Genomic DNA, 23093 nt, shown 5'->3' with positions numbered 1-23093 from the left:
CGCTATAACTGTCGCATAATCTTCGAGCGACAGTATTATACTATTATAAAAATCTTGACTTATCGGGAGCGGGAGTATGAGCATTGTTCCACGCGGCATGACAGTCACTGAGGCTTATCGGCTTTATCGGTCAGGTAACTTATTGGTGAACAGAAAGTATCAAAGAAAATTAATTTGGTCGATTGACGAAAAAGAGAACCTGATGGGAAGCATCTTAAAGGGATACCCAATTCCTTTAATTCTATTAGCTGAACGTCCTTTAATTCATGGAAGTGGCAAGTATGAAATCATAGATGGTATGCAGCGACTTAATGCTATTTGTGGTTTTATTGAAAATTTGTTTTCATTTAACAACAGGTATTTCGATCTTAACGAGTTCTCCTATGCTAAACAATTAGCTGATGAGCAAGTATTTGATACTGTAGAAAATTTTGATACTTTATCTAGAACAGAATGTGCGGACATTTTAGATTATCAGCTTGCAGTAACTATCTATAGCGCAATGGATGAAAGCGACATAACAGAGGTTTTTGGTAGAATAAATTCCGGTGGTAAACATTTAAGTAATCAAGAGAAACGACAAGCAGGTGTAACCACACCATTTGCAGAAGTGGTTCGTACAATTGCTATGAAGTTGCGCGGGGATGATAGTCCGAAAACGCTTCGCCTATTTGATATGCCGCAGGTTAGTATTGATTCCAAACCAAATAATCAAGGGTATGGGATTCAAGCAGAAGACACTTTGTGGTGCAAGCAAGGAATTCTTACAATATCTCAACTGCGTGACAGTAACGATGAAGATATGATCGCAGATATTTCAGCCTCGATATTACTTAATGAACCCCTCCCAAGAAGCAGAGAGAGGCTAGATAATCTGTATGATGAAGAGAGTAGTTACTTCCAGTCAATAGAGAATGCTCTTGCCATTTATGGCTCAAATAGACTAGAAGAAAATATTGTAAAAACTTTCTCTGTTCTGGCAGAAAATATTGAAACATATAGCCAGGGTAACAAGTGCTTGGTAAATATCGTAAACTCAGGCAGTAGTAATCCAATTCCCCAGGCATTTTATACAATTTTCATGGCTTTTTTTGAATTAGTAATTGAATCAGAGCTTCTACCTGCTAATCCTCAAGGGATTATGGAGGCACTCAAAAACCTTCAAAATAAGTTAGATCTAAGCCATCGCTATGCAAAGGTACAAGATCGTAGAAATAATATTAATCAAACCAAGGGATTGATACAAGACTACTTCGCAAAGCAAGATTCATCAACTTCGGGATACGGTGCAGAGTTGATACAAAATTTCAAAAATTCCTTACTTCGTTCTCGTATAGAAACTGCTAAGTACGAGTGCAAGCAAGGTTTCCTCGATCTGTCACCAACAAGTAGAAAACTAAATGATGGTTTACCCCAGAGACTTGTTGAGACAATTTGCGGAATTGCCAACTCCGATCCCGACACTGATGGATATATTTTCATTGGAGTAGCTGACAAAAAGGAAGATGCAGAAAAAATTAAAATTTTAGATGCAATTAATCCTATTGAAATCAATGATAGATATGTTGTCGGAATTGATAGAGAAGTTAAGGTTTTAGGTAAAAAACTAGAGGATCATGTTGGGATATTAATTAATGCAATCAAAAAATCTGCTTTGACTGACACGTTAAAGACTCAGGTTCTGATGAAAATTGATACTATATTCTACAAGGGATTCTCTGTGATCATCATTAATATTCCATCTCAAAAAGCTATTTCATTTGTAGGCAAAAAAGCTTTTTTTAGAGAGAATTCTTCAACGGTAGAAGCTGAAGGACCAAAACTACTTGCTGTTTCTGAACGTTTCAAAAAAAGTAGTTGACGAAGATTAGAAAAGCCCGATCGCCCAAAACATCTTCCACCATCATCAATCCGCTTCTAATCCGCCGGAATCATCCCCGATCGCACCCTGAACATCCTCTCAGCAACGGCAGATGCAGGAAAAGAACCCTAAAACCCAGGAAATAGAAGAGGGGTACGTTTGATGTGTTGGTGCGCGTAAATGGGGCGATCGCCCCCTCAAGTGCAATTCCTAACCTCGTATCAATCTCCCTGCGGCAAATTCTCCAGCCAAACCTCTAAATCCTCGATCGACTGAAAATCTAACAATTCCTCTGCTAGAGTTTCAATTTGCTCGATCGACAAATCAGCAATTCTAGTCGTGATAGATTCCGGTAATGTTCCAACTCGCCGATTTAACAGACGGCGATTTAACTGACGTAAAATCAAGGCTCTTCCTTCTTGTTCGCGGCCTTGCACAATGCCTTGTTCAATGCCTTGTTCGATGCCTTCTTCCTTAGCTTCCCGATAAAAGCGAGTTTCCTCAAGCGTAATCCCTAACATCGCCTCTGCCTCCCTTCGGTTCAAATTGGTAAACTTTTGACATCCTCCCACCACTAATTTGGAGTACCGAATATAGTGGGGGATTCCCAAGAATTCTTGGTTCGCAGTTCATCTAGCCAACTTAGAGCAAGAACGTCTCCGTTCTTAAGCCAGAGGTTAGTTTCTCCCTGCGCTTTTGAGCTTTTGGCTCCAGATTCCGTATGCCCTACGGTACTGTTTAAATATTCAGCTAACAGCTTGAATCCTTTTGCCAAAATGTTTTTTGCGGCATTGTGGTCGCGATCTAAAACCGTGCCACACTGGTTACATCGATGCGTCCTGGTGCTAAGAGTTTTCTTCACTTTCGATCCACAGCACGAACAATCAACAGTCGTGTTTCGAGGTGGAACAGCGATAACAATGACACCGTGAACCAGGGCCAAATATTGAAGCCATTGAGTGAATTGATACCATGATGCGTCGCTAATAGACTTAGCTAAGTGGTGATTTTTCACCATGTTTCGTATCTTCAAGTATTCGTAGACAATTAGGTCGTTAGATCTAACTAGCGCCAGAGCATCTTTACGAGCCTTGTCTTCACGCTGTCTACTTACCTTGAGATGTTGTTTGGCTAAAGCCCTGCGAGCTTTATGGTATCTATTAGACTGCTTTTTGCCCCTGATATGCTTCTTAGAAACCCGGCGTTGCAGCATCTTGAGGCGACGTTCGGACTTTCTCAGATATCGAGGGTTATCGACAGTATTTCCATCAGAATCGGTGTAGAACTCTTTAAGCCCTAAGTCGATTCCCGTCATTTTTCCTTGAAACTCATGCTCCTCTCTTCTATCCCAGTTCACTAAGAACTGAGCGTAGTAGCCATCAGCAAGTCTGATAACTCGAACCCTAGAGATTTGTTTTTCTGAATACCAGACCAAATCCCTAGAACTCCATAAGTTCATCGCTCCTACTTCAAAACCATCGGTGAAGGTTATCTGTCTTCTATCAGCAGATAATTTCCATCCACTGTTTTTGTACTCAATGGAACGGCTGAACTTCTTGTATTTGGGGTAGCCTTTTTTACCAGGCTTACCCAATCTACAGTTTTCATAAAAACGCCCAATAGCAGACCACGCTCTATCTGCGTGAGCCTGTCTAGCTTGAGAGTTAAGCTTCTTCGTCCAAGGGGTTTCCTTGTTTTTAGCTAGTACCGAGCAAAGCTTTTGGAGGTCATTCCTCGTGACTCCTTTGTTATCTTCCCAATATCGCAGACAAGTGTTGCGGATGAATTGTCCGGTGCGGATTGCTTCATCCAACTTACTGTACTGTGATTGAGTTCCTTTTAACTTTGCTTCTATTACTAACATGGTAGAATGATACCACATTTTACCCAACACAAACACGGGTAGAATTATAATGATTCGCTATCGCTCAATCGTTAGCTGGTCGGCATTCATCTCGCCGCTAAACCATCGGGGGTACTCGCGGATCTTGATAAATCCCCCTCGGTTATAGCGGGAGCCTTCTGCGGACATTAAGGTAAAATATTGAATCTCGACGCATTAACCCAACATCTCCTCTAGCCTGTGGAACTGATCCAACCGTCAGTCGATTTTAGATTTTAGATCTTAGATTTTAGATTTGACTCGCCTTGATAAATCTGGGAGGTTGAGCTTTAGTCTAAAATTTGGGGAGTATCCACAACCATTGTCGGGGGCTTCCGTTTTTTTCCTGGTTGCAAAAACAGCAAATGGGTAATCAGCTCAATCAATTCTAAAGGACTCCAGATAGCCCCAGATCAAAAAACATCCTATATTTTCAGTCCTAGACGCACTCCCGACCAAGAAACGGGGTTTTTTACTTAATCTCTGGGTAAAAACGAAGGATTTTCCTAAAACCCGGTTTCTGGCCCCCTCTGCGTAAGCCCTAATTTTGTTAATCGGCGATCGAATTTCGCCCATCAGCATTCCGTGTTTCCTTCCTTGGAACTCGTCCAACCTCAAGCCCTCAGCCAGAATCAACAAGTGTGACTTGACGGGGTGACACTCGTCTGGTGGGTCAATAGTAGCTTGTTTGATGCGTCCCCGCGATCGCCCGCGGGCACCTCAACAACCGCCAAAAACTCAGAATTGCCACAAAAATTCAAAATCCCAAACCCAAAACTGCCCAACCCCAGTACGATCGATCTAGTTAGCAAAAATAAGTAAAAACATTACCGGAGTAATTTTTATGGATCTGGTCGTACTCCAGAACTGGCTGGACAACATCTCCTTTGCCGTTTTGTTCTCCACAATGCTCATTTACTGGGTTGGCACAGCATTCCCCGGCATTCCCTACCTGTGGGCCCTAGGCACCGCAGGAATGGCCGTCGCCAACCTATCCATCGCCGCTTTACTCGGTTCTCGATGGATAGAAGCCGGCTACTTCCCCTTAAGCAATCTCTACGAATCCCTATTTTTCCTAGTTTGGGGAATCACCGCCATCCACCTAGTCGCGGAAAACATGAGCCGTTCCCGCTTAGTAGGAGTAGCCACATCCCCCGTAGCAATGGCAATATCCGCCTTTGCAGCCCTGACTCTGCCGACAACCATGCAATCAGCAGAGCCCCTAGTACCCGCCCTCAAATCAAACTGGCTGATGATGCACGTTAGCGTCATGATGCTCAGTTACTCAACTTTAATGGTAGGAGCGCTACTGGCGATCGCCTTTTTAATCGTCACCCGCGGCCAAAAAATCGAACTCACCGGTAGTTCCTTCGGCACCAACAGCAACCGCAACGGCAACTACCGCCTCCAACGCCCTCAAAACCCCGAACCTCAAATTGCAGAAACCAGCGCCGACAGCGCATTAGTTTTCAGCGAACCCTCTTTCAACTCCAACAATAACGGTTTGGGCACCACCGCAGTGCTCGAATTAGCCACCGTTCAAACCCCATCAACCGCCCCAACTCAAACCGCAGAACTTCTCTCGCCCCAGCGCTTGAATCTAGCAGAAACTCTTGATAACATTAGCTATCGCATCATCGGTTTAGGATTCCCCTTACTGACAGTTGGCATTATTGCCGGTGCCGTTTGGGCTAACGAAGCTTGGGGATCGTACTGGAGTTGGGACCCGAAAGAAACTTGGGCGCTGATTACTTGGTTGGTATTTGCTGCCTACCTGCACGCCCGCATTACTCGTGGCTGGCAGGGAAGACGCCCAGCAATTTTAGCAGCCACAGGTTTTGTGGTAGTTTGGATTTGTTATCTAGGCGTTAATCTGTTAGGCAAAGGTTTACATTCCTACGGTTGGTTTTTCTAATTCCTGAGCCACCAATGGGCCACAGGAGAACAGGATAAGTCAAAGCATCGGGATTAATATCATCTCCGGTTGTAGGGTGGGCAATTCCCACCTTACTCAACCAGCGAGATTCTAATAATTAACTCCCTCTTCCTTCTTCCCTTTTTTTACCCGATCGCGAAGTCTAAGGGGCTTTCTTCCTTATTAGAACTTCGCTCTTCCTCACATCCGTTACATCCGTTACATCCGTTACAAAATTCGTTGCCGAACTTCCTTCATTCATTAAAAATAAGGACAATTAATATGGACGAATCGAAAATATTTCCCCAAGAAGACGATGTTGTGTCTGCCCCTACCAGCGCTTTGATGTATCAATGTACATTCAAAGTCAGCGAATTTATGGCAATTATGCAGTCAAAATTGGTAGACGAAAAATTATTTTCAGACGGCTTGGATTGCGAGCTATTAAGTGCTGGTAAAGACTGGACTAAAGGAAAACTTAGAATGCGTCTGGAGTTCATTCCGCTTGAACCTGAAATCAAAGAGCAAAAAGCCCTTCCTGCCGCTGCCGAAAGATCAGACACCGTGCAAAACTACGCCGTAGATAGCTCAAATCAAACCGATATAGATGAGCCATTAAATCAATGTGACTCAACAGAAATAAGTAATCATTTTCCTATTTCTCGCTATCCAGACCGCGACCCCCAAAGTATAGGAATGTGGAGCTAGGAAGGCAAAGAGTGAGAGATTGGGAGAGGGGGATGCTTCCCCTTCTTTGCTCAAAATCCATCAGTTAAATCCGTTACACTGCTCGTTGTCTAACTTCCTTATTTTTGCTTAATGAAAAACTGCTCTCATGGCTGAATCTTCCAATTGGACGCATTTCCACGCTCAACTGCACCGGACGCTGCTGCACCGACAAATATTGCCATCAAATCAGCGATTGCTAGTAGCAGTATCGGGCGGACAAGATTCTCTGTGTTTAATTAAATTACTGCTAGATTTGCAGCCTAAATGGGGGTGGAACCTAGCTATTGTTCACTGCGATCATCGTTGGCGTTCTGACTCGCAAGCATCGGCCAATCATGTAGAACAATTAGCTAAAAACTGGGGAATATCCTACTATTTGGAAACAGCCTCGGACATCCCCAAAACAGAAGCAGCGGCCAGACAGTGGAGATATCAAGCTTTAACCGAAATTGCGATCGCCCACAACTACGCCTACATTGTTACAGGCCACACAGCCAGCGATCGCGCCGAAACCCTCCTCTACAACCTGATTCGCGGCAGCGGTGCCGACGGACTTTCTGCCCTCACTTGGACCCGGCCCCTACTTGATTTTCAATTGGCAATTGCCGATTTTAGATTAGGGAATTCCGGCGAAAATCCCAACTCCCAAATATTGGCCGATTTTAGATTGGAAAATCAGGATGAAAATTCCCAATCGAAAATCCAAAATCTAAAATCTAAAATCTATTTAGTTCGTCCCTTGCTCGAAATAACTCGATCGCAAACAGGTCAATTTTGTCAAGAGCAAAAACTACCCATTTGGGAAGATTCCACAAATCAAGACTTGCAATATAGTCGCAACCGGATTCGAGCGGAATTATTGCCTTATTTGGAAACTCATTTCAACCCAAAAGCCCAACAAGCCCTAGCTCAAACAGCCGAACTCCTCCGCGCCGACGTAGAATATCTCGAACTTGCAGCCAGCGACTTGCTACAGCGAGCAATGTCTCCAATTACAGACAGTCCCCAGGTGAATTTTCAACTTCCCGTCAAGTTAAATCGCCCGATTTTGCGGGAAGCACCCCTGGCCTTGCAGCGACGGGCAATGCGACAACTACTGCAACAAATATTGTCCTCGGCGCCTAGTTTTGAAAGCGTAGAAAAACTAACCAGCTTAATCGTAGCGCCCAACCGATCGCAAACCGATCCATTTCCTGGAGGAGCGATCGGTCGAGTCGAACACCCTTCGATAATTTTAGATATTAAATTTTAAGCTGTGATCAAACTCGAAAGGACTTGCCGCAAATCGGAAACTACCCGATCTTGCTCCTCTCCCGTCTGCTGCACGCGATCGAGTTCCCCCGCCGCCGCTTCGAGCTTTTGGCGTAGCGCAGTCAAATTGTCCTGCACCGGCTGCAACATTTCTTGATAAACATTCACCCTGCCCCAGAGTTGCGCCACTGCACCTTTCTGGTTGAACAAATTCTGCTCTAACTGCTTGAGTTCGTAGCGTTTCGCCTCACTTTCCCCATTTTGGCGGTTGACATTTCCCTCAATTTGGGCTATGGCTTCCCGCACCTGCTGAATTTCGTTTTCCAGTCTTTGCAATTCTTGGCTTTGCTGCTGCCGCTGAGTATTGAGCTGTGCGACAATCGGCCCCAAATCAATATCTCCTCGCTCTTGTTTTGGAGTATTAGCAGTACCCAGTCGCCGCCACAGCACTCCCTGATGCTGCTTTAAAACATCTTCCCGTTCCTGCAACCGGAGGCGCTGTCCCACCAGAGTTTCGTTTAACATCTGATAACTTTCGAGTTCATCTGCCATTTCATTTTCCAAAGCCATGCGATCGTACTCGCTAGCAGCTTGAATTTTCTCTTGCAGCTCCTCGATTGTCTCCCGCTGCAGAGTCAACTCCTCCTCTTGATCGTTAACAAACCGGAACACCTTTTCCAAATCCTGTTGCAGGTGTTGCACCAGCCCCTGTAACTCATCAACAGGCATCTTCTCCAAAGCTGACACATCTACTTTCTGCTCCGTACTCGCAGTACCCGAAGCAGATGCGAGCCTGGAAACTTGCTGGTAAATATCCTCAACCGCCCGCACCTGCAAAGACACCGACTGAGCCTGGTCCTGCTTAGCGCTGAGCGTACTTTGCTGCCCTTTAAGCTCCGCCCGAGCCCCGGCCAAAGCTTCTTGAGATTGGTACCACTCTTGCCAGCGGTTTTGGAGGCTCTGATTTTGTTGATCGACCTCTTCTTGTTGCTGTTGAGCTATGCTTTGTTTTTGCTCCAACTGCTGCCAGTGCTGATCCAGAATTGCCTGCTGAGCGCCCACCGCACCAAAAGACTGATTCAGTTGTTCCCGCACCCCTTGAGCCGAAGCAATTGCCCCTCCCAACTTCTGCATCAACTCCTGAATCCTCTGGGTTTGCTGCTCATCAACCACTGCCCCCTGCGGAACCTCAGACTGCTGCTGTGCCACCCGTTGCTGCTCGCCCCGCAACTGTTCCCAAGCCGTCTCAATTTCCACGCGACTGCGATCAACTTCTTCTCGCAGTCGGTTAGCTTCATCTCTAGTATTTTCAATTTCCGAGCGCTGAGCCTCCAGCCGCTCCAACTCCTCTTCCATTTGAGCCAACTGCTCTTCGCGGGCTTGCATTTCCATTTCCCGGCGATTGAGTTCCTGACTCGAAAACGTCAGAGAAGCCTTCCACTGTTCAATTTCCTCTTCCTTATCCTTAAACTTGTCCTGCAATCGCGAGAAATTTTGCAGAATGCTCACCAACTGGCGGGCCGCCTCCTGAATCCGCTGCACTTGCTTGCTAGCGCTCAACTCAACCAGCACCAGCGTGCCGTCGTTAAACTTATTAGCTTCCTCAACTGGGATCCCGTCATCGCCAGGTACGGCGCTCCAGTTATGTTCGCCCCGCTGACAAGCTAGCAGTTTCAGTTCAGCCTTACCGCCACCGAGACCAAAGCCGCTTTTCTGTTTTTGTACTTCCGCTAGATACAGCACACTAATAGTCCTCTGCTTCGTAAAACCTATCCCAACTTACTTTAAGTTACTTAAAGGCCTAAAAGATAAGTGGTGTTTACTTCCTACGCTGTTGGGTAGACGGCTAATTCCAACATAAGTAGGCTATCCCCCTTAAGCCAAAGGTTCTTGGCTAAACATAACACTGCGTGTGATCTTTAGTCAACTTACCTAAAGTAAACAAGTATAGGCAAGTAATGATAACTTTTTGCCACTTAAGTCTTACTTTTTGGTATCGTTTGCCCAATCGGGGGATAGCATTTTTTTCTAACTTTTCTTCAGCACTCACGCATAGCAAGCCCTCACGGGAGAACTTCCAGAAAGTACGGCCGCCGCCAGTTGTCTGGAGGAATGAGAGAGCAGTACCAATGCCGCTTGATTCAAGACTAGCTCTCACTGCGGGGACTGCCATAGGCTAAACCTGAAAAAGGTCAGTCCTTGAACCTCCCCACCTCACCTCTAAAGCCGGGGGATTCTTGCCCACCTTCAAGACGACAACGGGACATTCAAATATCCCTCTACTCACTCAAAGAACTTTACTTCTCCAGGAGCGCAGACTTGCTGAGTTATTCATATTTTTAAGGTTGAACGTGACCTATGCTGCAATTATTTCCCCTTTAACTATTCCGAATTAATAGGATTAGTGCGTTGCCGGGGTTGCTCGCCCTCTTGGATATTTCAATGGGTTGAAAGTTATTCTTACTCTGGCGAATGGCTATCTGCCAATTATACCACTCTGGTTTTAGCAACACAATCGTTTCACGAGACTTAAAAGTCCCTACCGACTGATCCCCAGGTCTAAATCCCCATGTCGTTAGCGCAGGGCTTGCCTCTGGCGTTTCGATCAAAAACTTTCTATTGATTTTACAAAGCTTTAGTTATGGGTCGATCGTGAGAAAAGCCGTTGCGGCCCCCAAGCCGGCGCAGGGGTTCGGCGGACTAGGGATTTGAACCGCGCTGCCTTAGAATAGGGTAATGACGCGAGCCTATGACGCTCGCCGCGGGCGAGCAAAAAGGTCGATCGGCACTGAGGGTTTTGCTGACAATTGCCAACAAAAGTTCATTTTGACTGCACCTGATTTTAGGGCTGTGGCAAACCCAAAAAAACCTCGATCGCAACTCATCCAACCCAACAGACTAGCCTCAAGTTCCCATCGGGGCTTGATCGGCACTTCCTGCTGGTAGCAGCGGTAAAACCAGAGAATCCTCGGTATTTTGAAGTTGACCTACGCCAAGATGTGCTGGATAAACTGACGGCATACTCAGCCAAAAACTTCAAAAGTTTGGCGATCGAAGACTTGAACCAGTCGGGAATGCCAGCCTTGCACACTCGAAGAACCCGTGCAATCGTGCGATGTGGATTCTACGAGTTTAGGCAACAGTGGGAATACTAAGGTGAAACTCTACACTTAGAGAATGCCGCGAGTTTCGCGGTTTCAGCTTGTGGACTGGTAGCGCGGCCGAGGAGCGGCAGCAAGTATCGCCCTTTCGTCAATTCCCAATTGTGAGATCGGCATCAGCGCGTAAATTATTGACGGAAACTAAAGTCAATCTTTTCGCCAGCACACAGTCTTTCCGAGCTCAGACGCCAACGGTTTTAAGGAGGATACTTTAGCTGCATGCAGGGAAATTTGAGTGAAATAGACATCCGCAGCATCCTGCAATTGATTGAGTTAGGTCAGCGAACCGGAGAACTGTTCGTAGAGGCCTACACCTCCACCGGCAGCAGCACGGGTACTCAACCTACCCCGCGCTCCCTTGCAGGACAATCCTGGTATGTCTTCTGCTTCAACGGTCAGATTATTTACGCTACCCAGAGTGCGGGCAGTTTGTTTCGCTTGCGCGATTACCTGCGCCGCTACAAAGCAGATACCGCCCTCGACAAAATCCAAGTTCCCTATATGGCATCTACCAATGCCCCAGAATACGGCTACCTATGGGCCCTGCTAGAAAACCACATCCTCACCCCAGCTCAAGGGCGCAACATCATCCAGAGCATGATCCACGAAACCCTATTTGACTTGCTCAGTCTCCACCAGGGTTCCTTCACTTTTGAAATGGGCCCAGCTTTGGCTCCTCAACTGACCAGCTTAGAAATTAGCTCGCTGCTGGCCAAGATTGTCAAACAGGTGCAGCAGTGGAAGCAGTTTCACCCTCACATTCAGTCGCCCAACCAATGCCCGGTGATTTCAGATCCCTCCGAGCTGCGAGTCGCGCTGCCTGTCAATACCTTTAATACTCTCAGACGCTGGGCAGACGGGCACACTTCGATCCGCCAAATGGCGCGCTACCTCAACCGAGACGTGCTCACTGTCGCTAAGGCGATTTACCCCTTTGTGCAGCAGGGATTGGTGCAAGTATTTTACGAACCCTCTGTTGCCCCCACCAACAACAAAAAAGAATGGTCGTCCCCAGAAACCAAGGTTCCCAGAGTTGTCTGTATTGACGACGACAATACTATTCGCAAAACAGTCGAGTCAATTTTAAATGAACACGGTTACGAAGCTACCACGATCGGCAATCCCCTCCAAGCCCTGAGTTTGGTGTTTCCACTCAAACCCGATTTAATTCTGTGTGACATCGCCATGCCGGAACTCGACGGCTACGAAATTTGCGCTATGCTGCGTAGTTCTAGCGCTTTCCGGCAGACGCCGATTGTTATGCTGACCGGCATCGACGGATTTATCGACCGCGTTAAAGCCCGCATGGCCGGAGCTACAGACTTTTATACCAAACCTTTTGGTGAAAGTGAGTTATTGATGCTGGTAGAAAAATATGTAGGTCCGGGCTACCCTCGGCTCAATCTCTCGGAAAGATTATTAGACCGCTCGCTAGAAGACCAATTAGAAGAAAAATAAATTTCGCACCCATGCCATGATGGAAGCTTTTTTGTACCTGCGGTTAGATCAAGTCTCGGTCGTCACAAAGAGAAAGCTGGCGGACACTATTGGCGATCGCACCATAAACTAGAATGTATAAATCCGCGCGCTGGCATGAGGGCGTCGGTAAAACTCTGTTCAATTTCTAGACCCAAGTGGGTCTAACACGCTCAAAGTGCAAATATAATATACTTGTTCTCCACTTGCAGCCACTCCGAAAAACTGATGCACAGAGCTACTTATTCCTAGGTATTTCTGTACAAAGTCAGAGAGTGCATTCTCTGTCTTAAGTGACTCCGTTCATCAATTGTCGCGACACTAGCCATGTCAACAACTCCTCGCTGACCCGAGTATCGGTTTAGCATTTATCGCAAAAATTACCCATAGTTTTACCACTTGAGACGGCGGTGGGAGTACAAAGTGAAGTTTTAGGGGTTCCCAATTAATTGTTCGTAGTCGATTTAAGCTAATTTGTCAGCAAAGGTCGCGCGAATTATTGATTGCAGTCAATTATGGACGGAGCAAATTTATTGCCAAGCACCTCCGGCAGTCGCGCCATTCACCCCTTGGCTGTGCCAAGCTTGGCTGTGTCAAGTTTCGAGCATCGAAGTTTCGATCGGGTTCTTCTTGGCGGGAAACCTCAACAATTTGCTAGAAATGCAGGTGTCAGAATTATGATTAGCGGTAGCCCAGACTTTATATTACCAGGACTAGGGGTAGATCCGGCTCCGGAATTCCAAGAACTAGAAACTCCCGAAGGTGAGCTGCACCTGCGGTTCTACGTTCCTTCGGGGAACGAGTTCGCACTGCCAGCGACAGGGATTAGAGAGGTACTATCCCCGTCCCCAGACCGCATGACACCGATCCCCAACGTTTCCTCTTTGCTTTTAGGTACGCTAAATATGAGAGGACGAGTGATTTGGGTGGCAGACCTAGGCCAATTTCTGGGAGACCAAACACCTCTGAACACAGATAGACCCGAAATCCCGATCGTGGCTGTGGAAGACCAAGACACGATTTTGGGGCTGGCAGTCGATCGAATTGTGGGGATGGACTGGCTCGACGTAGAGCAACTGCACTCTCAGAACAATGCACCAGACGGCATGATTCCATTTCTGAGGGGAGAATGGATGTTAGGTGCACCAGCTCAGAAAGTGCTCCGACTGCTAGATCAAGTGAAAATTCTGCGCTCGGCGCGGTGGGCAGCGTGAAATCGATTTTAGATTTGCGATTTGCGATTTTCGATTGAGGTCTAACCATCAACAGTCACACGACTTGAGGCGCGCATCTAAACATTCAATTCAAGATAAAAATCAAAAATCTCAAATCTAAAATCTAAAATCCAAAGAGGGCGGCAAATGGCAACAAGTACCAACTTTCAGCAGGACTACCAACGGGCAGAAGCGGCCTACATGGATGGCAATTATTCAGAAGCCGCAGCCCTAGTTTATCAATTAGTAGAAGATTTTCCCGAAGACCCCAGCGCTCGCCTGCTGTGCGGACACATTTACTGCTACGGACTGCAACAGTATGAGGTGGCGCGGGAACAGTACACGGTTGTGCTAGGCCTGAGTGACGACCCGAGTTTGGTGGAACACGCTCACAACGGAATTACCTACACTGACCAATTTTTATCTGGAGAACTACAAACGGAAAATTTCGAGGCTTTGTCTGCTGAAACTGAATTAGAATTCTATCCAGACTTATCTCTCGATGAAGGGTTAGAAGACCCGGATTTGGGACTTTTCCAAGGAAATTCCTCATCCCTTTCCTATAGAAGTCAATCTCCAGACGACATGGAAAACGAGGACTTAGCCGACTTGGGCATGAGTGGCTTGGGGTGGGAAGCAGAAGACGACGATGGCGCAGGCTCAGTCCCAGATTTAGCCTCACATTCTAACCCCTTTGGTGGCGACAGCGGCGGAATGGCAGCTTATGCTGACAACTCCGACTCGCTAGACATAGACGAGTTTGCAGACTCGGACTTTGGAGACCCTTTTGCCTTAGATGATGGAGGGTTTGATGCTGCTGACTTGTCTAGCAGCAAACTGTCTGGTTCAAGCGCACCTTACTCAGGAGATTCGTTTTCAGAAGCTCCGACTCAGATGCTCAACGGTCAAAGTTTTACCTCTTCAGAAACCGGGAATTCCTTCGACTCGAACCAACTAGACTCCCCCATCGGGCCCTCGGACAATTTTGGCGAACCTTTTGCTGCGCTCGATTTGCCAGACGAATTTGACGATAACTCCGACTACGACTACCAATCCCCGCCCCAGAGTGGCCAAAATTACGGTCATAACGCACCTCTGGCAGAAGAGGAAGACCCCTTTGCTGAGGCGATGCCCTCGTCGGGTTTCGGGTCTTCTCGAACTCAAAACAAACAGCCGAATAACGGGTCGGACTACTCGTCAAACTATTCGCTGGCGGAAGACGAAACGCTGTTGATGGGAGGTGCAGTCCCTAACTCTCAAAGTCAAAGGTCGAGCCGGGGACAATTTAATTCAGTCGATCGATCTTCCGCCAACAGCAACGGTTACAGCGACTCGGAACCCCCGGCATTTGGCTCTAGAGACAACTTCGAGTTAGATGCTTTTGATGATGATGCTTTTAGCGATTCTTTCTCTTTCGACGAAAACGAACAAGCGACAGCTTTCGGAGCGTCCGACAAGAACAGCAGCGCCTGGTCGTCAAAAACTGGGAACGCTCAAGAACACAGCGACTTTTTAGACGAATTTGACGAGTTTGACGATTTGGGCAATTTGCCGGACTTTGATATCTCAGAAGATGCCACCAGTTCGATCCTGACTAGAGGTAACACCAATTTCGGCAACTCGACCAGCGGCATGATGGGAACGACGGGCAGCAGCCTGGACTTTGACAACAGCGATGGCTCAGCAATTCGGGATGACGAGATATTTAGCATAAACGGCCCGGCTGATGCGTCGGTGCCGACTTTTTCTCCCAGCGAAACAGAAGCGCTCGATACTTCGGTAACAGTAGAACAGGGGGGACTGGCTTTCTTGGAAAATGCCCCTTTGTTTACAAAACAGTTGTACACGGCAATCGGGGCGGGACTGGTTTCTCTGGTAGCTGTGGCTTTCGTCACCAACATTGCCTCCTATCAAGCTCTGCGGCAAGACAAACCGGAGGCGATCGTTTACCTGCGCCAAACAGGCTGGGTAATGACCGCAGCAGCAGGCTTTACGAGCTTTTTAACTTCTTGGGGCATCGGCCAGTTGATCGCCAAGCAGGTACGCAAGTCGTCGGATAATTTGCAAGCTCAGTTCGATGCCGTATCTCAAGGAACTTTGGATGCTCGAGCTACGGTTTACTCGGAAGATGAATTTGGCAAAATGGCTGCTAAATTCAACCACATGGCGAAGGTCATCCAAACCACGATTAGCGATACCAGGCGCAAGTCTGACGAGCAGGAACAGGCAAAAGAAGACTTGCAGCGCCAAGTGATTCGCTTGCTAGACGACGTGGAAGGAGCGGCCCGGGGTGACTTGACGGTGACTGCGGAAGTGACTGCAGACGTTTTGGGTGCTGTTGCTGACTCGTTTAACTTGACAATTCAAAATCTGCGCGAAATCGTCCATCAGGTGAAGCAGGCGGCTCGGGAGGTTAGCAAAGGCGCTACAGATAGTGCCAAGTTTGCGGGCGATTTGTCTTCAGACGCGCTGCGACAAGCTGAGGAACTGGCGGCAACGCTGAATTCGGTGCAAGTCCTCACCGACGCGATTCAGCGGGTCGCAGAGAGCGCTAGAGAGGCAGAAGAAGTGGCCCGGGGTGCGGCGGCAACGGCTCTGAAAGGAGGCGAGGCTGTGGAGCGGACGGTGGCCGGGATTTTGGAAATTCGAGAAACCGTAGCAGAAACCACGAGAAAAGTCAAGAGGTTGGCGGAAGCTTCTCAAGAAATTTCTAAGATTGTGGCTTTAATTGCGACGATCGCCTCCCGGACGAATTTGTTGGCCCTCAACGCCAGTATTGAGGCGGCGAGAGCTGGGGAAGCGGGCCGGGGTTTTGCGATCGTGGCAGACGAGGTGCGACAGTTGGCAGATCGATCGGCTAAGTCTTTGAAAGAAATCGAACAGATCGTGATGCAAATTCAAAGCGAAACCGGCGCGGTAATGACGGCGATGGAAGAAGGTACGCAGCAGGTGATTGAGGGGACAAGATTGGCAGAACAGGCGAAGCGATCGCTTGAAGATATCATTCAAGTTACTAATCGAATTGACGTGCTGGTGCGATCGATTACTGCGGACACTGTGGAGCAGAATGAAACAGCTCGCTCGGTCGCCAGTGTGATGCAAGCAGTCGAGCTAACTGCTCAGGAAACATCCCAAGAAGCGCAGCGAGTTTCCGGTGCTTTGCAAAATTTGGTAGGTGTTGCTCGCGACCTTTTGACATCGGTGGAAAGGTTCCGAGTAGAAACAGCAGAAAGACAATAATTGATTGTTTAATGCTTTTTTTACTTGCTGACTTACAAGCACATTAGTGTGGCAACAATGATAGATAAAAAGCAACCTCGCAGTCTTGAAACCGCTGCGGGGATGCCAATCCAGCACCTAAATAAACTAGGAGTTGTACAGATGAACGATAACATAGTAGAGGTAATTCCTGGCATATTTGGTGAGATTCAGCCGACGGGCTGTATTATCTCTACCCTAACAAAATCTAGCAGCGGCTATGCGAACAAAAGACTTCGCATTAACGGTGAATGGAAAACGTTTACAGTCCACCGTTTAGTATTAGAAAATATATTAGGTCGTCCGATTAGACCGGAATACTTTGCTTGCCACAGTTGCGATGTCCGCAACTGCATCAATCCTAACCATTTATGGGAAGGTTCTCGACTGGAAAATTCTCAAGACAGGTTTAAAAAAGGACGTATTAAGGATGTAGGAAGTACATCGGCCCCGACACCTCAAAAACAACTGGTAGGCAGAGAAATAATTCCCGGTATTCGCGCTGAAATACAGCCGAACGGCTGCATGATTTGTACCTTGGCTAAAAGAAGTGATGGTTACGCCATTAAGGGTACTAAAATTAATGGCAAAACAAAAAGTTTCTACGCTCACAGACTGGTACTGGAACACAAACTGGGACGACCTGTAAAATCAGGTTATTTTGCTTGTCACAGTTGCGACGATCGCGGTTGTGTCAATCCTGACCATTTGTGGGAAGGAACTCCCGCCGATAACTCCCGCGATTCTATAGAAAAAAACCGCTTTCCTTTCGTTCCTGGCAATATCTGCCCTAACCGCAAACTAAAACCCGAACAGGTGCGGGAGATTCGCTATCTTTTAGGTGAGGGCATATCGAAAAGAAAAATAGCCAGGACATTTGCCATATCTCACAGTCAGATTATTCTCTTGGCAAGGGGCGAGATCTACAGAGACATTCTCTAGAACTACTAACATAGACCCAATACAATAACGCTTAAAATCAGGAATAAAACTATGCTGCCGGAGCAACAACAGAGGATAATGGGCTACTTTATTGAGGAGGCAAAAGACCACCTCAATACGATCGAACAAGGCTTGCTGAATCTGCAAACCACGATCGAAGACCCAGAACTGGTCAACGAAGTATTTAGGGCCGCTCACTCTGTCAAAGGAGGAGCAGCAATGCTGGGGCTGACGAGCATTCAGCAAACAGCTCACCGACTAGAAGATAGTTTTAAAGTTTTAAAAGAGTGCAGCGTTAAAGTAGACCAACAGCTAGAGTCCCTGTTTCTGCGAATTTTTGACACATTGCAAGGGCTGTTAGAGCAACTGTCGGGGCCTTTTGGACTGACAGAGGAATTGGGAGAACAGATGGTTCGAGAATTAGAACCAGTATTTGAAGAACTCAACGGACACTTGGGGGGACTCGTTGGACACGGAGAACACCATGCAGACGAGAGCTACGCGATGCCAGTACCCGAACAAGTTATGGCGGGGGTGGGAGTCGGGGCCTTTGCCTCATCAAAGAGTTTTCCAGATTCGCGGTCAGTTTACGCACCTGATGTCAGAGAAACAGAAGACAGCGCGCTGCTGCTAGTATTTGACTCAGACGTGCCGGCGAGGATGCGGGAACTCCTGCAAGAGTTCAAACAGCCCGAAGGCCCAGAAAGCAGGCGACAACTCAAGAATATTTGTCGGAACTTGCTCAGGGCAGGGGAAGAATTTGAACTGCCCTGCTGGATAGAATTGATCCAAGCTGTATCCAAGGCGATCGCCAACCCAGAAAATAGCTACCGTACCTTAGCCGCAATAATCATAAGAGACATCAAACAAGCGCAAGAACTGGTAATTTCTGGTCTAGAATCGTCGATCGCACCAAGCGCAAAACTTCTGGCGCTGCAGCCGGCTGTTCTGGTTCCAGAAACAGATTTTGAAGATTTGCTGGCCTTTGCTCAACCGAGTAAATCCGGGAAAAATGTGGTTTCTGTTGAGGATGAGGCCTGGGATCTGGTGGGTTCGGGCGATGCCCCGGATGGATTGAACAAGTTGCTGCCGACTATTTCTGGGCTGAGTATAGACGAGCTGTTCGACCAACTCGACAGCGGCGACAGCAACGATGACAGTGGCATTAGATCGTCCCAGTTCGACGAAGATTCCGCCTTCGCAGAATCGGATATGGAGACGGGTGCTTTTAGAGGCTCGACCCGCACCGGCCCGGAAGTGGGCGCTGCAGAACTAAACACCTTAGCTGACTTGTTTGACGGCGAGTCCCCGGAACTCGACGGCGCTTGGGAAGAAGAAGAAGAAGACCTCGACTACGCACAGTCTTCTGGGATATCGGCGGCGGGAATGCTGGGTTTAGACGACGACAATTCCGGCGATTTTACTGATTTGTTGTTTGACGAATACGATGCGGAAAGTTCCGAAACGAACACGACACCTCCGATTGACGACCTGACGAGTTTGTTTGGAGAGGATTTGCTGTTTGGAGAGGAGGCAGAGGGCTCGGCAGTAGCTGCCGGTCAGAAAAATGCGGGTTCGAGTCAGCGGTTAACTCGCAAACAACTTAAAACGGGTAAGGGTAAGGGGGCTTTGGAGCGGCGAGAGGACAAGGTTGCCCCAGGCAGGGGACAAGCGGACGAAGATGCTCTCGGTACGCTTTTGGACGAAGTGGCTGCCCAAACTTCTGCTGGTGTTACGGACAATGCTGATTTCGATAACTTGTTCGGCGATTTAGGCTTATCTGAGGCAACGGGTGGGCCGGCAGTCTCTTCGGAGTATTCCCTGAAATCGGAGGGTTTCGACGCAGGATCGAAGGAGCCTGCAGCAGGGGTTGGCAATGATTCAGCGGATGCTGAAGCGCTTGCTCTGCCTGAAATGGATGATTTCGAGTTGCTCTCTGAGCTTGGCGAGGATTCGGATTTGAGCGAGCTGTTGGGGATTACTTCTAATTTCCTTTCTTCAGAAGACGAAGGTGGGGAGAACGGGGGCGATCGAGATCAAGCTGCAAACATCCCACAAAATGAGGAAATGGGCAACGTTCTTAACATGACATCAAATTCTGATTTAGATATCTCTGCGGATGAAAACTGGCTAGAAGATGCTTTCGGCATGGAAGACGAGTCTGTGCAATCGCTCAACCTGGAAGTGGAGGATACAGATTTAGATGCGCTGTTTGGGGATATGACCTCGGACGCGATTTCTGAGGATGAACAGACTGTGCGGGATCGGCAAGGAGCGGCTACTTCCCGAGAAGCGGCAGATTTGACTGAGCTGTTCGGTTCTGTACCTACTGGTACTGAGTATGACGGAGAAGCTTCGGGGCAAGCCCGTGGGAGTTGGCCCAATGATGGGGATTCAGAATTGCTGAGTGCGGATGTGGGAGTTGAGGAGGGCGACTTGGGGAGTTTGTTCGAGAACAATGGTGCCGCTGTTTCCGACCAAGACTTGACAAATTCGGCAGAGGTTGAACTTGGGGCTTTGTCGGACGATCGTCCTGAGTCGGAAATTTCAAATGTCGAATCTGATGAGGGCGCAGCTTTCGATTTCTTGGAGGATATGTTTGCCGAAGGCATGGTGCACCCAGGCGATGCTGGAGCGGCGCCAGATGACGGCGCTGCTGTGGATGTGAAGGAGTTGTCTGCCCAACCTGCCGAGGGTTGGGCAGGCGGGGCGAGTGCTGATTTGTTCGATCGAGCCGAAACAGATGTCGCCGGGGAGTATGAAGGCGAAGATGATTTGTTTGATGCTTTGGAAACTGATTTTTCGAGTGTGGATTTAGAGCCGCTGCCTGCAGAATCTCTCGATGGTATGTTTGAGGGCGATGCTGACTTGCTCTCGGCGATGGAAACCGGGGCTACTCTCAACAACGCAGAGTTGGAGGGTTTTGATGATTTGTTGGATTCGATCGATGCTGAGGTTTTGGTGACTTCGGAACTGACGACGGGCTTTTGGGACGCTGAGGACGAGTCGGCCGAGGCCGATTCCTCGGAGTTGGAAGAGGGATCGCTGGCAGACTTTTTTGCCGAGGGCGAATCAGGCGATGAGGATGATGCCGAAGGCAATTTTGACGATTTAGAAGCACTGTTAATTGCAGGCGGTGCTGGAGCTGTCATAGCAGCTTCTGGGAGCACAAATCAGAGTCCGGTAAATACAGAAGTTTTCTCGGATCTCGAAGAGCTCCTCAGCGAGAGCGCAACTATGCCGGAAATTCACGGGCTACCGGCGACAACTGGCAGTAAAGCTCCGCGCTCTGCAGCCGAGGAGAGCGACGACGAATTTGGCGATTTGGAAAAACTGCTCGAAGATCCCAAGGATAGTGGTCGCCAAGGGGAAGGCAATATGGGGCCGTCGGCGATCAACAGACCCAGGCGCAATATGCGCGCGGGCGGGTTCGGCGACCAGACGATGCGGGTGCCGATCAAGCAACTGGATAACCTCAGCAATTTGATGGGGGAACTGGTGGTAAACCGCAACAGTTTGGAGCAAGACCAAGAACGGATGCGGCAGTTTTTGGACAATTTGCTGCACCAGGTAGCGCTGCTGAGCGATGTGAGCCAGCGGACTCAGGATTTCTACGAGCGGAGTCTTTTGGAGATTGCTTTGCTGGCAAACCGTCAGGGACACCGATCGGCCTGGCGCTCTGAGGATTCGGCCCACACGCGCGAAAGTGCCTGGAGACCGGAGGAAATGGACAGGTTTACTCCTTTCCACAGTTTGGCTCAGGAGATTATTGAGCTGATCGTGCGGGTGCGGGAGTCGGCGGCGGACATTGAGTTTTTGGTGGATGAGGCGGATCAGGTAACTCGCCAACTGCGACAAGTTACGACTCAACTGCAAGAAGGTTTGACTCGCGCCCGGATGAAGCCGTTTGCGGAGACGACGGACAGGCTGTTCCGGGCGGTGCGCGAAATTGCGATTAAGTGCGGGAAGCAGGCTCAGTTGCAGGTTGAGGGTAAGGAGATTTTGATCGACAAGATGATTGTGGATCAACTGTATGACCCGATGACTCATTTGGTGAACAATGCCATTACTCACGGGATCGAAGCGCCGGAGGTGCGTCTGGCGGCTGGGAAGCCTGCAGTGGGCAGGATTACGATTCGCGCTTTCCACCAAGGGAATCAAACGGTGGTTTCGGTTTCTGACGACGGGGCGGGAATTGATCCGCAAAGGGTGAAGGCGAAGGCGATTAAGCAGGGTATGCTGACGGCGGCTCAGGCTCAAAGGATGTCTCGCTCGGAAGTTTACGATTTGCTGTTTATGCCGGGTTTCAGCACTCAGGAACAGGCGACGGAGTATGCAGGCCGGGGGGTCGGTATGAATGTGGTGCAGACTTCCTTGCAGGAGATTCGGGGAACTGTGTCGATCGATTCAACCATCGGCAAGGGGACTGTCTTTACCATCCGTTTACCTCTGGTGTTGAGCATTTCTAAGGCTCTGACTTGCATTAGCGATCGAGCTCGCATTGCTTTCCCGATGGATGGGGTCGAGGATATGATCGATGTGCCTCGCGATCAGGTGACGACGGGGGCGGACGGTTTGCCTTGCATTGAGTGGCGGGGTCAAAGCTTGCCGTTCCGGCCGCTGCGGGATTTGCTGGCTTACAACCGCCATTTGGGACGGGGCAGTGTTTACGGGTTTAATACTGACGATGACATGATTTCGGTGATCGTGCTGCGGTCTGCTGGCAATTTCTTGGCGGTGCAGGTGGATCAGGTTTCGACGGAACAGGAAATTGTGATCAAGCCGTTGGAGGGGCCGGTGCCGAAGCCGATCGGGATTGCTGGGGCCACCGTGCTCGGGGACGGTCGGATTGTGGCGATTGCGGACGTTCTGGAGCTGATCGATTTGGCTACCGGAAGGCTGCGGAAAGACGCTGGCGGTACGCTTTGGGATGAGGCAGAGAGGGCCACGAAGGAGGCGGAAATCGAGAAGACTGAGCCGACTGTGCTGATTGTCGATGACTCGATTACGGTGCGATCGCTATTGTCGATTACTTTCGAGAAGTCTGGCTATCGTGTGGAAGAAGCTCGCGACGGTAAGGAAGCTTGGGAAAAGATGAAATCTGGTCTGCCTTGCGATATCGTTTTCTGCGATATTGAGATGCCGAGAATGGACGGTTTGGAACTACTTTCTCGGATGCAGAAAGATGCTGTTTTGTGTGAATTGCCGATCGCGATGCTAACTTCTCGCGGTGCTGACAGACACCGCCAAATGGCTTACAGTTTGGGCGCGAAAGGTTATTTCACTAAGCCTTATTTGGAGGAGCAATTGCTTGATGCTGCTTCTCGGATGTTGAAAGGTGAGGTTGTTGGTGCTCCGGTTGGTGTGTAATCTGTAAATCTGCTTTTATCTGCGGTTGAAAAAT

General features: G+C 48.5%; 14 protein-coding genes. 10 read left to right on the top strand and 4 right to left on the bottom strand.

What is annotated here, in order from left to right:
• Positions 1–76: 76 nt before the first annotated feature.
• Complete coding sequence (locus QUB44_RS12485) at positions 77–1861, top strand: GmrSD restriction endonuclease domain-containing protein (RefSeq protein ID WP_333367472.1); 1785 nt, start codon at positions 77–79, stop codon at positions 1859–1861.
• Positions 1862–2082: 221 nt separating this feature from the next.
• Here the strand turns inward: QUB44_RS12485 and QUB44_RS12480 are convergent, their stop codons facing one another.
• Both QUB44_RS12480 and QUB44_RS12475 read right to left on the bottom strand, forming a co-directional pair.
• Positions 2083–2406 carry a DUF4351 domain-containing protein gene (locus QUB44_RS12480; RefSeq protein WP_333232260.1) on the bottom strand — a complete coding sequence of 108 codons (324 nt, stop codon included), beginning with the start codon at positions 2404–2406 and terminating at the stop codon, positions 2083–2085.
• A 29-nt stretch (positions 2407–2435) separates the two neighbouring features.
• Entirely contained in the window at positions 2436–3725 is a 1290-nt protein-coding gene (locus QUB44_RS12475) for a transposase (RefSeq protein ID WP_333367469.1), read from the bottom strand.
• 862 nt (positions 3726–4587) lie between these two features.
• Between QUB44_RS12475 and ccsB the strand changes: the two genes are divergently transcribed.
• The 3 genes from ccsB (at position 4588) to tilS (ending at position 7639) form a co-directional block, all read left to right on the top strand.
• Positions 4588–5658, top strand: coding sequence for a c-type cytochrome biogenesis protein CcsB (gene ccsB, locus QUB44_RS12470; RefSeq protein WP_333367466.1), 1071 nt, complete (start codon positions 4588–4590; stop codon positions 5656–5658).
• A 282-nt stretch (positions 5659–5940) separates the two neighbouring features.
• Entirely contained in the window at positions 5941–6366 is a 426-nt protein-coding gene (locus tag QUB44_RS12465; protein WP_333367464.1) for a KGK domain-containing protein, read from the top strand.
• 127 nt (positions 6367–6493) lie between these two features.
• Positions 6494–7639: a tRNA lysidine(34) synthetase TilS gene (gene tilS / locus QUB44_RS12460; protein WP_333367461.1), complete on the top strand. Its 1146-nt coding sequence runs from the start codon at positions 6494–6496 to the stop codon at positions 7637–7639.
• Here tilS and hmpF read toward each other — a convergent pair.
• Entirely contained in the window at positions 7636–9381 is a 1746-nt protein-coding gene (gene hmpF, locus QUB44_RS12455; RefSeq protein WP_333367458.1) for a pilus motility taxis protein HmpF, read from the bottom strand. The genes tilS and hmpF overlap by 4 nt on opposite strands.
• Before the next feature lie 151 nt (positions 9382–9532).
• A complete protein-coding gene (locus tag QUB44_RS12450) occupies positions 9533–9811 on the bottom strand; it encodes a hypothetical protein (RefSeq protein WP_333367455.1) in 279 nt (92 codons plus the stop codon).
• 563 nt (positions 9812–10374) lie between these two features.
• Here QUB44_RS12450 and QUB44_RS12445 point away from each other — a divergent pair.
• The 6 genes from QUB44_RS12445 to QUB44_RS12420 all read left to right on the top strand — a co-directional run bounded on the left by QUB44_RS12445 (position 10375) and on the right by QUB44_RS12420 (position 23059).
• Positions 10375–10584 carry a hypothetical protein gene (locus QUB44_RS12445; protein ID WP_333367452.1) on the top strand — a complete coding sequence of 70 codons (210 nt, stop codon included), beginning with the start codon at positions 10375–10377 and terminating at the stop codon, positions 10582–10584.
• Positions 10585–11018: 434 nt separating this feature from the next.
• Positions 11019–12257, top strand: coding sequence for a response regulator (locus tag QUB44_RS12440; protein ID WP_333163926.1), 1239 nt, complete (start codon positions 11019–11021; stop codon positions 12255–12257).
• Positions 12258–12955: 698 nt separating this feature from the next.
• Positions 12956–13489, top strand: coding sequence for a chemotaxis protein CheW (locus QUB44_RS12435; protein ID WP_039887356.1), 534 nt, complete (start codon positions 12956–12958; stop codon positions 13487–13489).
• Positions 13490–13636: 147 nt separating this feature from the next.
• Positions 13637–16729 carry a methyl-accepting chemotaxis protein gene (locus QUB44_RS12430; protein ID WP_333367449.1) on the top strand — a complete coding sequence of 1031 codons (3093 nt, stop codon included), beginning with the start codon at positions 13637–13639 and terminating at the stop codon, positions 16727–16729.
• Between the two features lie 141 nt (positions 16730–16870).
• On the top strand, positions 16871–17689 hold the full coding sequence (locus tag QUB44_RS12425; RefSeq protein WP_333367446.1) for an HNH endonuclease: 819 nt from the start codon (positions 16871–16873) through the stop codon (positions 17687–17689).
• 51 nt (positions 17690–17740) lie between these two features.
• Complete coding sequence (locus tag QUB44_RS12420) at positions 17741–23059, top strand: response regulator (protein WP_333367442.1); 5319 nt, start codon at positions 17741–17743, stop codon at positions 23057–23059.
• Positions 23060–23093 lie beyond the last annotated feature (34 nt).

The sequence above is a fragment of the Microcoleus sp. AT3-D2 genome, assembly GCF_036705715.1.
Classification (GTDB): Bacteria; Cyanobacteriota; Cyanobacteriia; order Cyanobacteriales; family Microcoleaceae; genus Microcoleus.
Note: the sequence above shows the minus strand (reverse complement) of the source record. Positions and strands in the feature narration are given on the sequence as shown.

Excerpts from the sequence above, each read along its gene's own strand:
- tilS (WP_333367461.1), top strand. The coding sequence starts at position 6,494 with ATGGCTGAATCTTCCAATTGGACGCATTTCCACGCTCAACTGCACCGG.
- QUB44_RS12440 (WP_333163926.1), top strand. The coding sequence starts at position 11,019 with ATGCAGGGAAATTTGAGTGAAATAGACATCCGCAGCATCCTGCAATTG.
- QUB44_RS12450 (WP_333367455.1), bottom strand. The coding sequence starts at position 9,811 with ATGGCAGTCCCCGCAGTGAGAGCTAGTCTTGAATCAAGCGGCATTGGT.
- ccsB (WP_333367466.1), top strand. The coding sequence starts at position 4,588 with ATGGATCTGGTCGTACTCCAGAACTGGCTGGACAACATCTCCTTTGCC.
- QUB44_RS12425 (WP_333367446.1), top strand. The coding sequence starts at position 16,871 with ATGAACGATAACATAGTAGAGGTAATTCCTGGCATATTTGGTGAGATT.
- QUB44_RS12465 (WP_333367464.1), top strand. The coding sequence starts at position 5,941 with ATGGACGAATCGAAAATATTTCCCCAAGAAGACGATGTTGTGTCTGCC.
- QUB44_RS12420 (WP_333367442.1), top strand. The coding sequence starts at position 17,741 with ATGCTGCCGGAGCAACAACAGAGGATAATGGGCTACTTTATTGAGGAG.
- QUB44_RS12445 (WP_333367452.1), top strand. The coding sequence starts at position 10,375 with ATGACGCGAGCCTATGACGCTCGCCGCGGGCGAGCAAAAAGGTCGATC.
- QUB44_RS12430 (WP_333367449.1), top strand. The coding sequence starts at position 13,637 with ATGGCAACAAGTACCAACTTTCAGCAGGACTACCAACGGGCAGAAGCG.
- QUB44_RS12485 (WP_333367472.1), top strand. The coding sequence starts at position 77 with ATGAGCATTGTTCCACGCGGCATGACAGTCACTGAGGCTTATCGGCTT.
- QUB44_RS12475 (WP_333367469.1), bottom strand. The coding sequence starts at position 3,725 with ATGTTAGTAATAGAAGCAAAGTTAAAAGGAACTCAATCACAGTACAGT.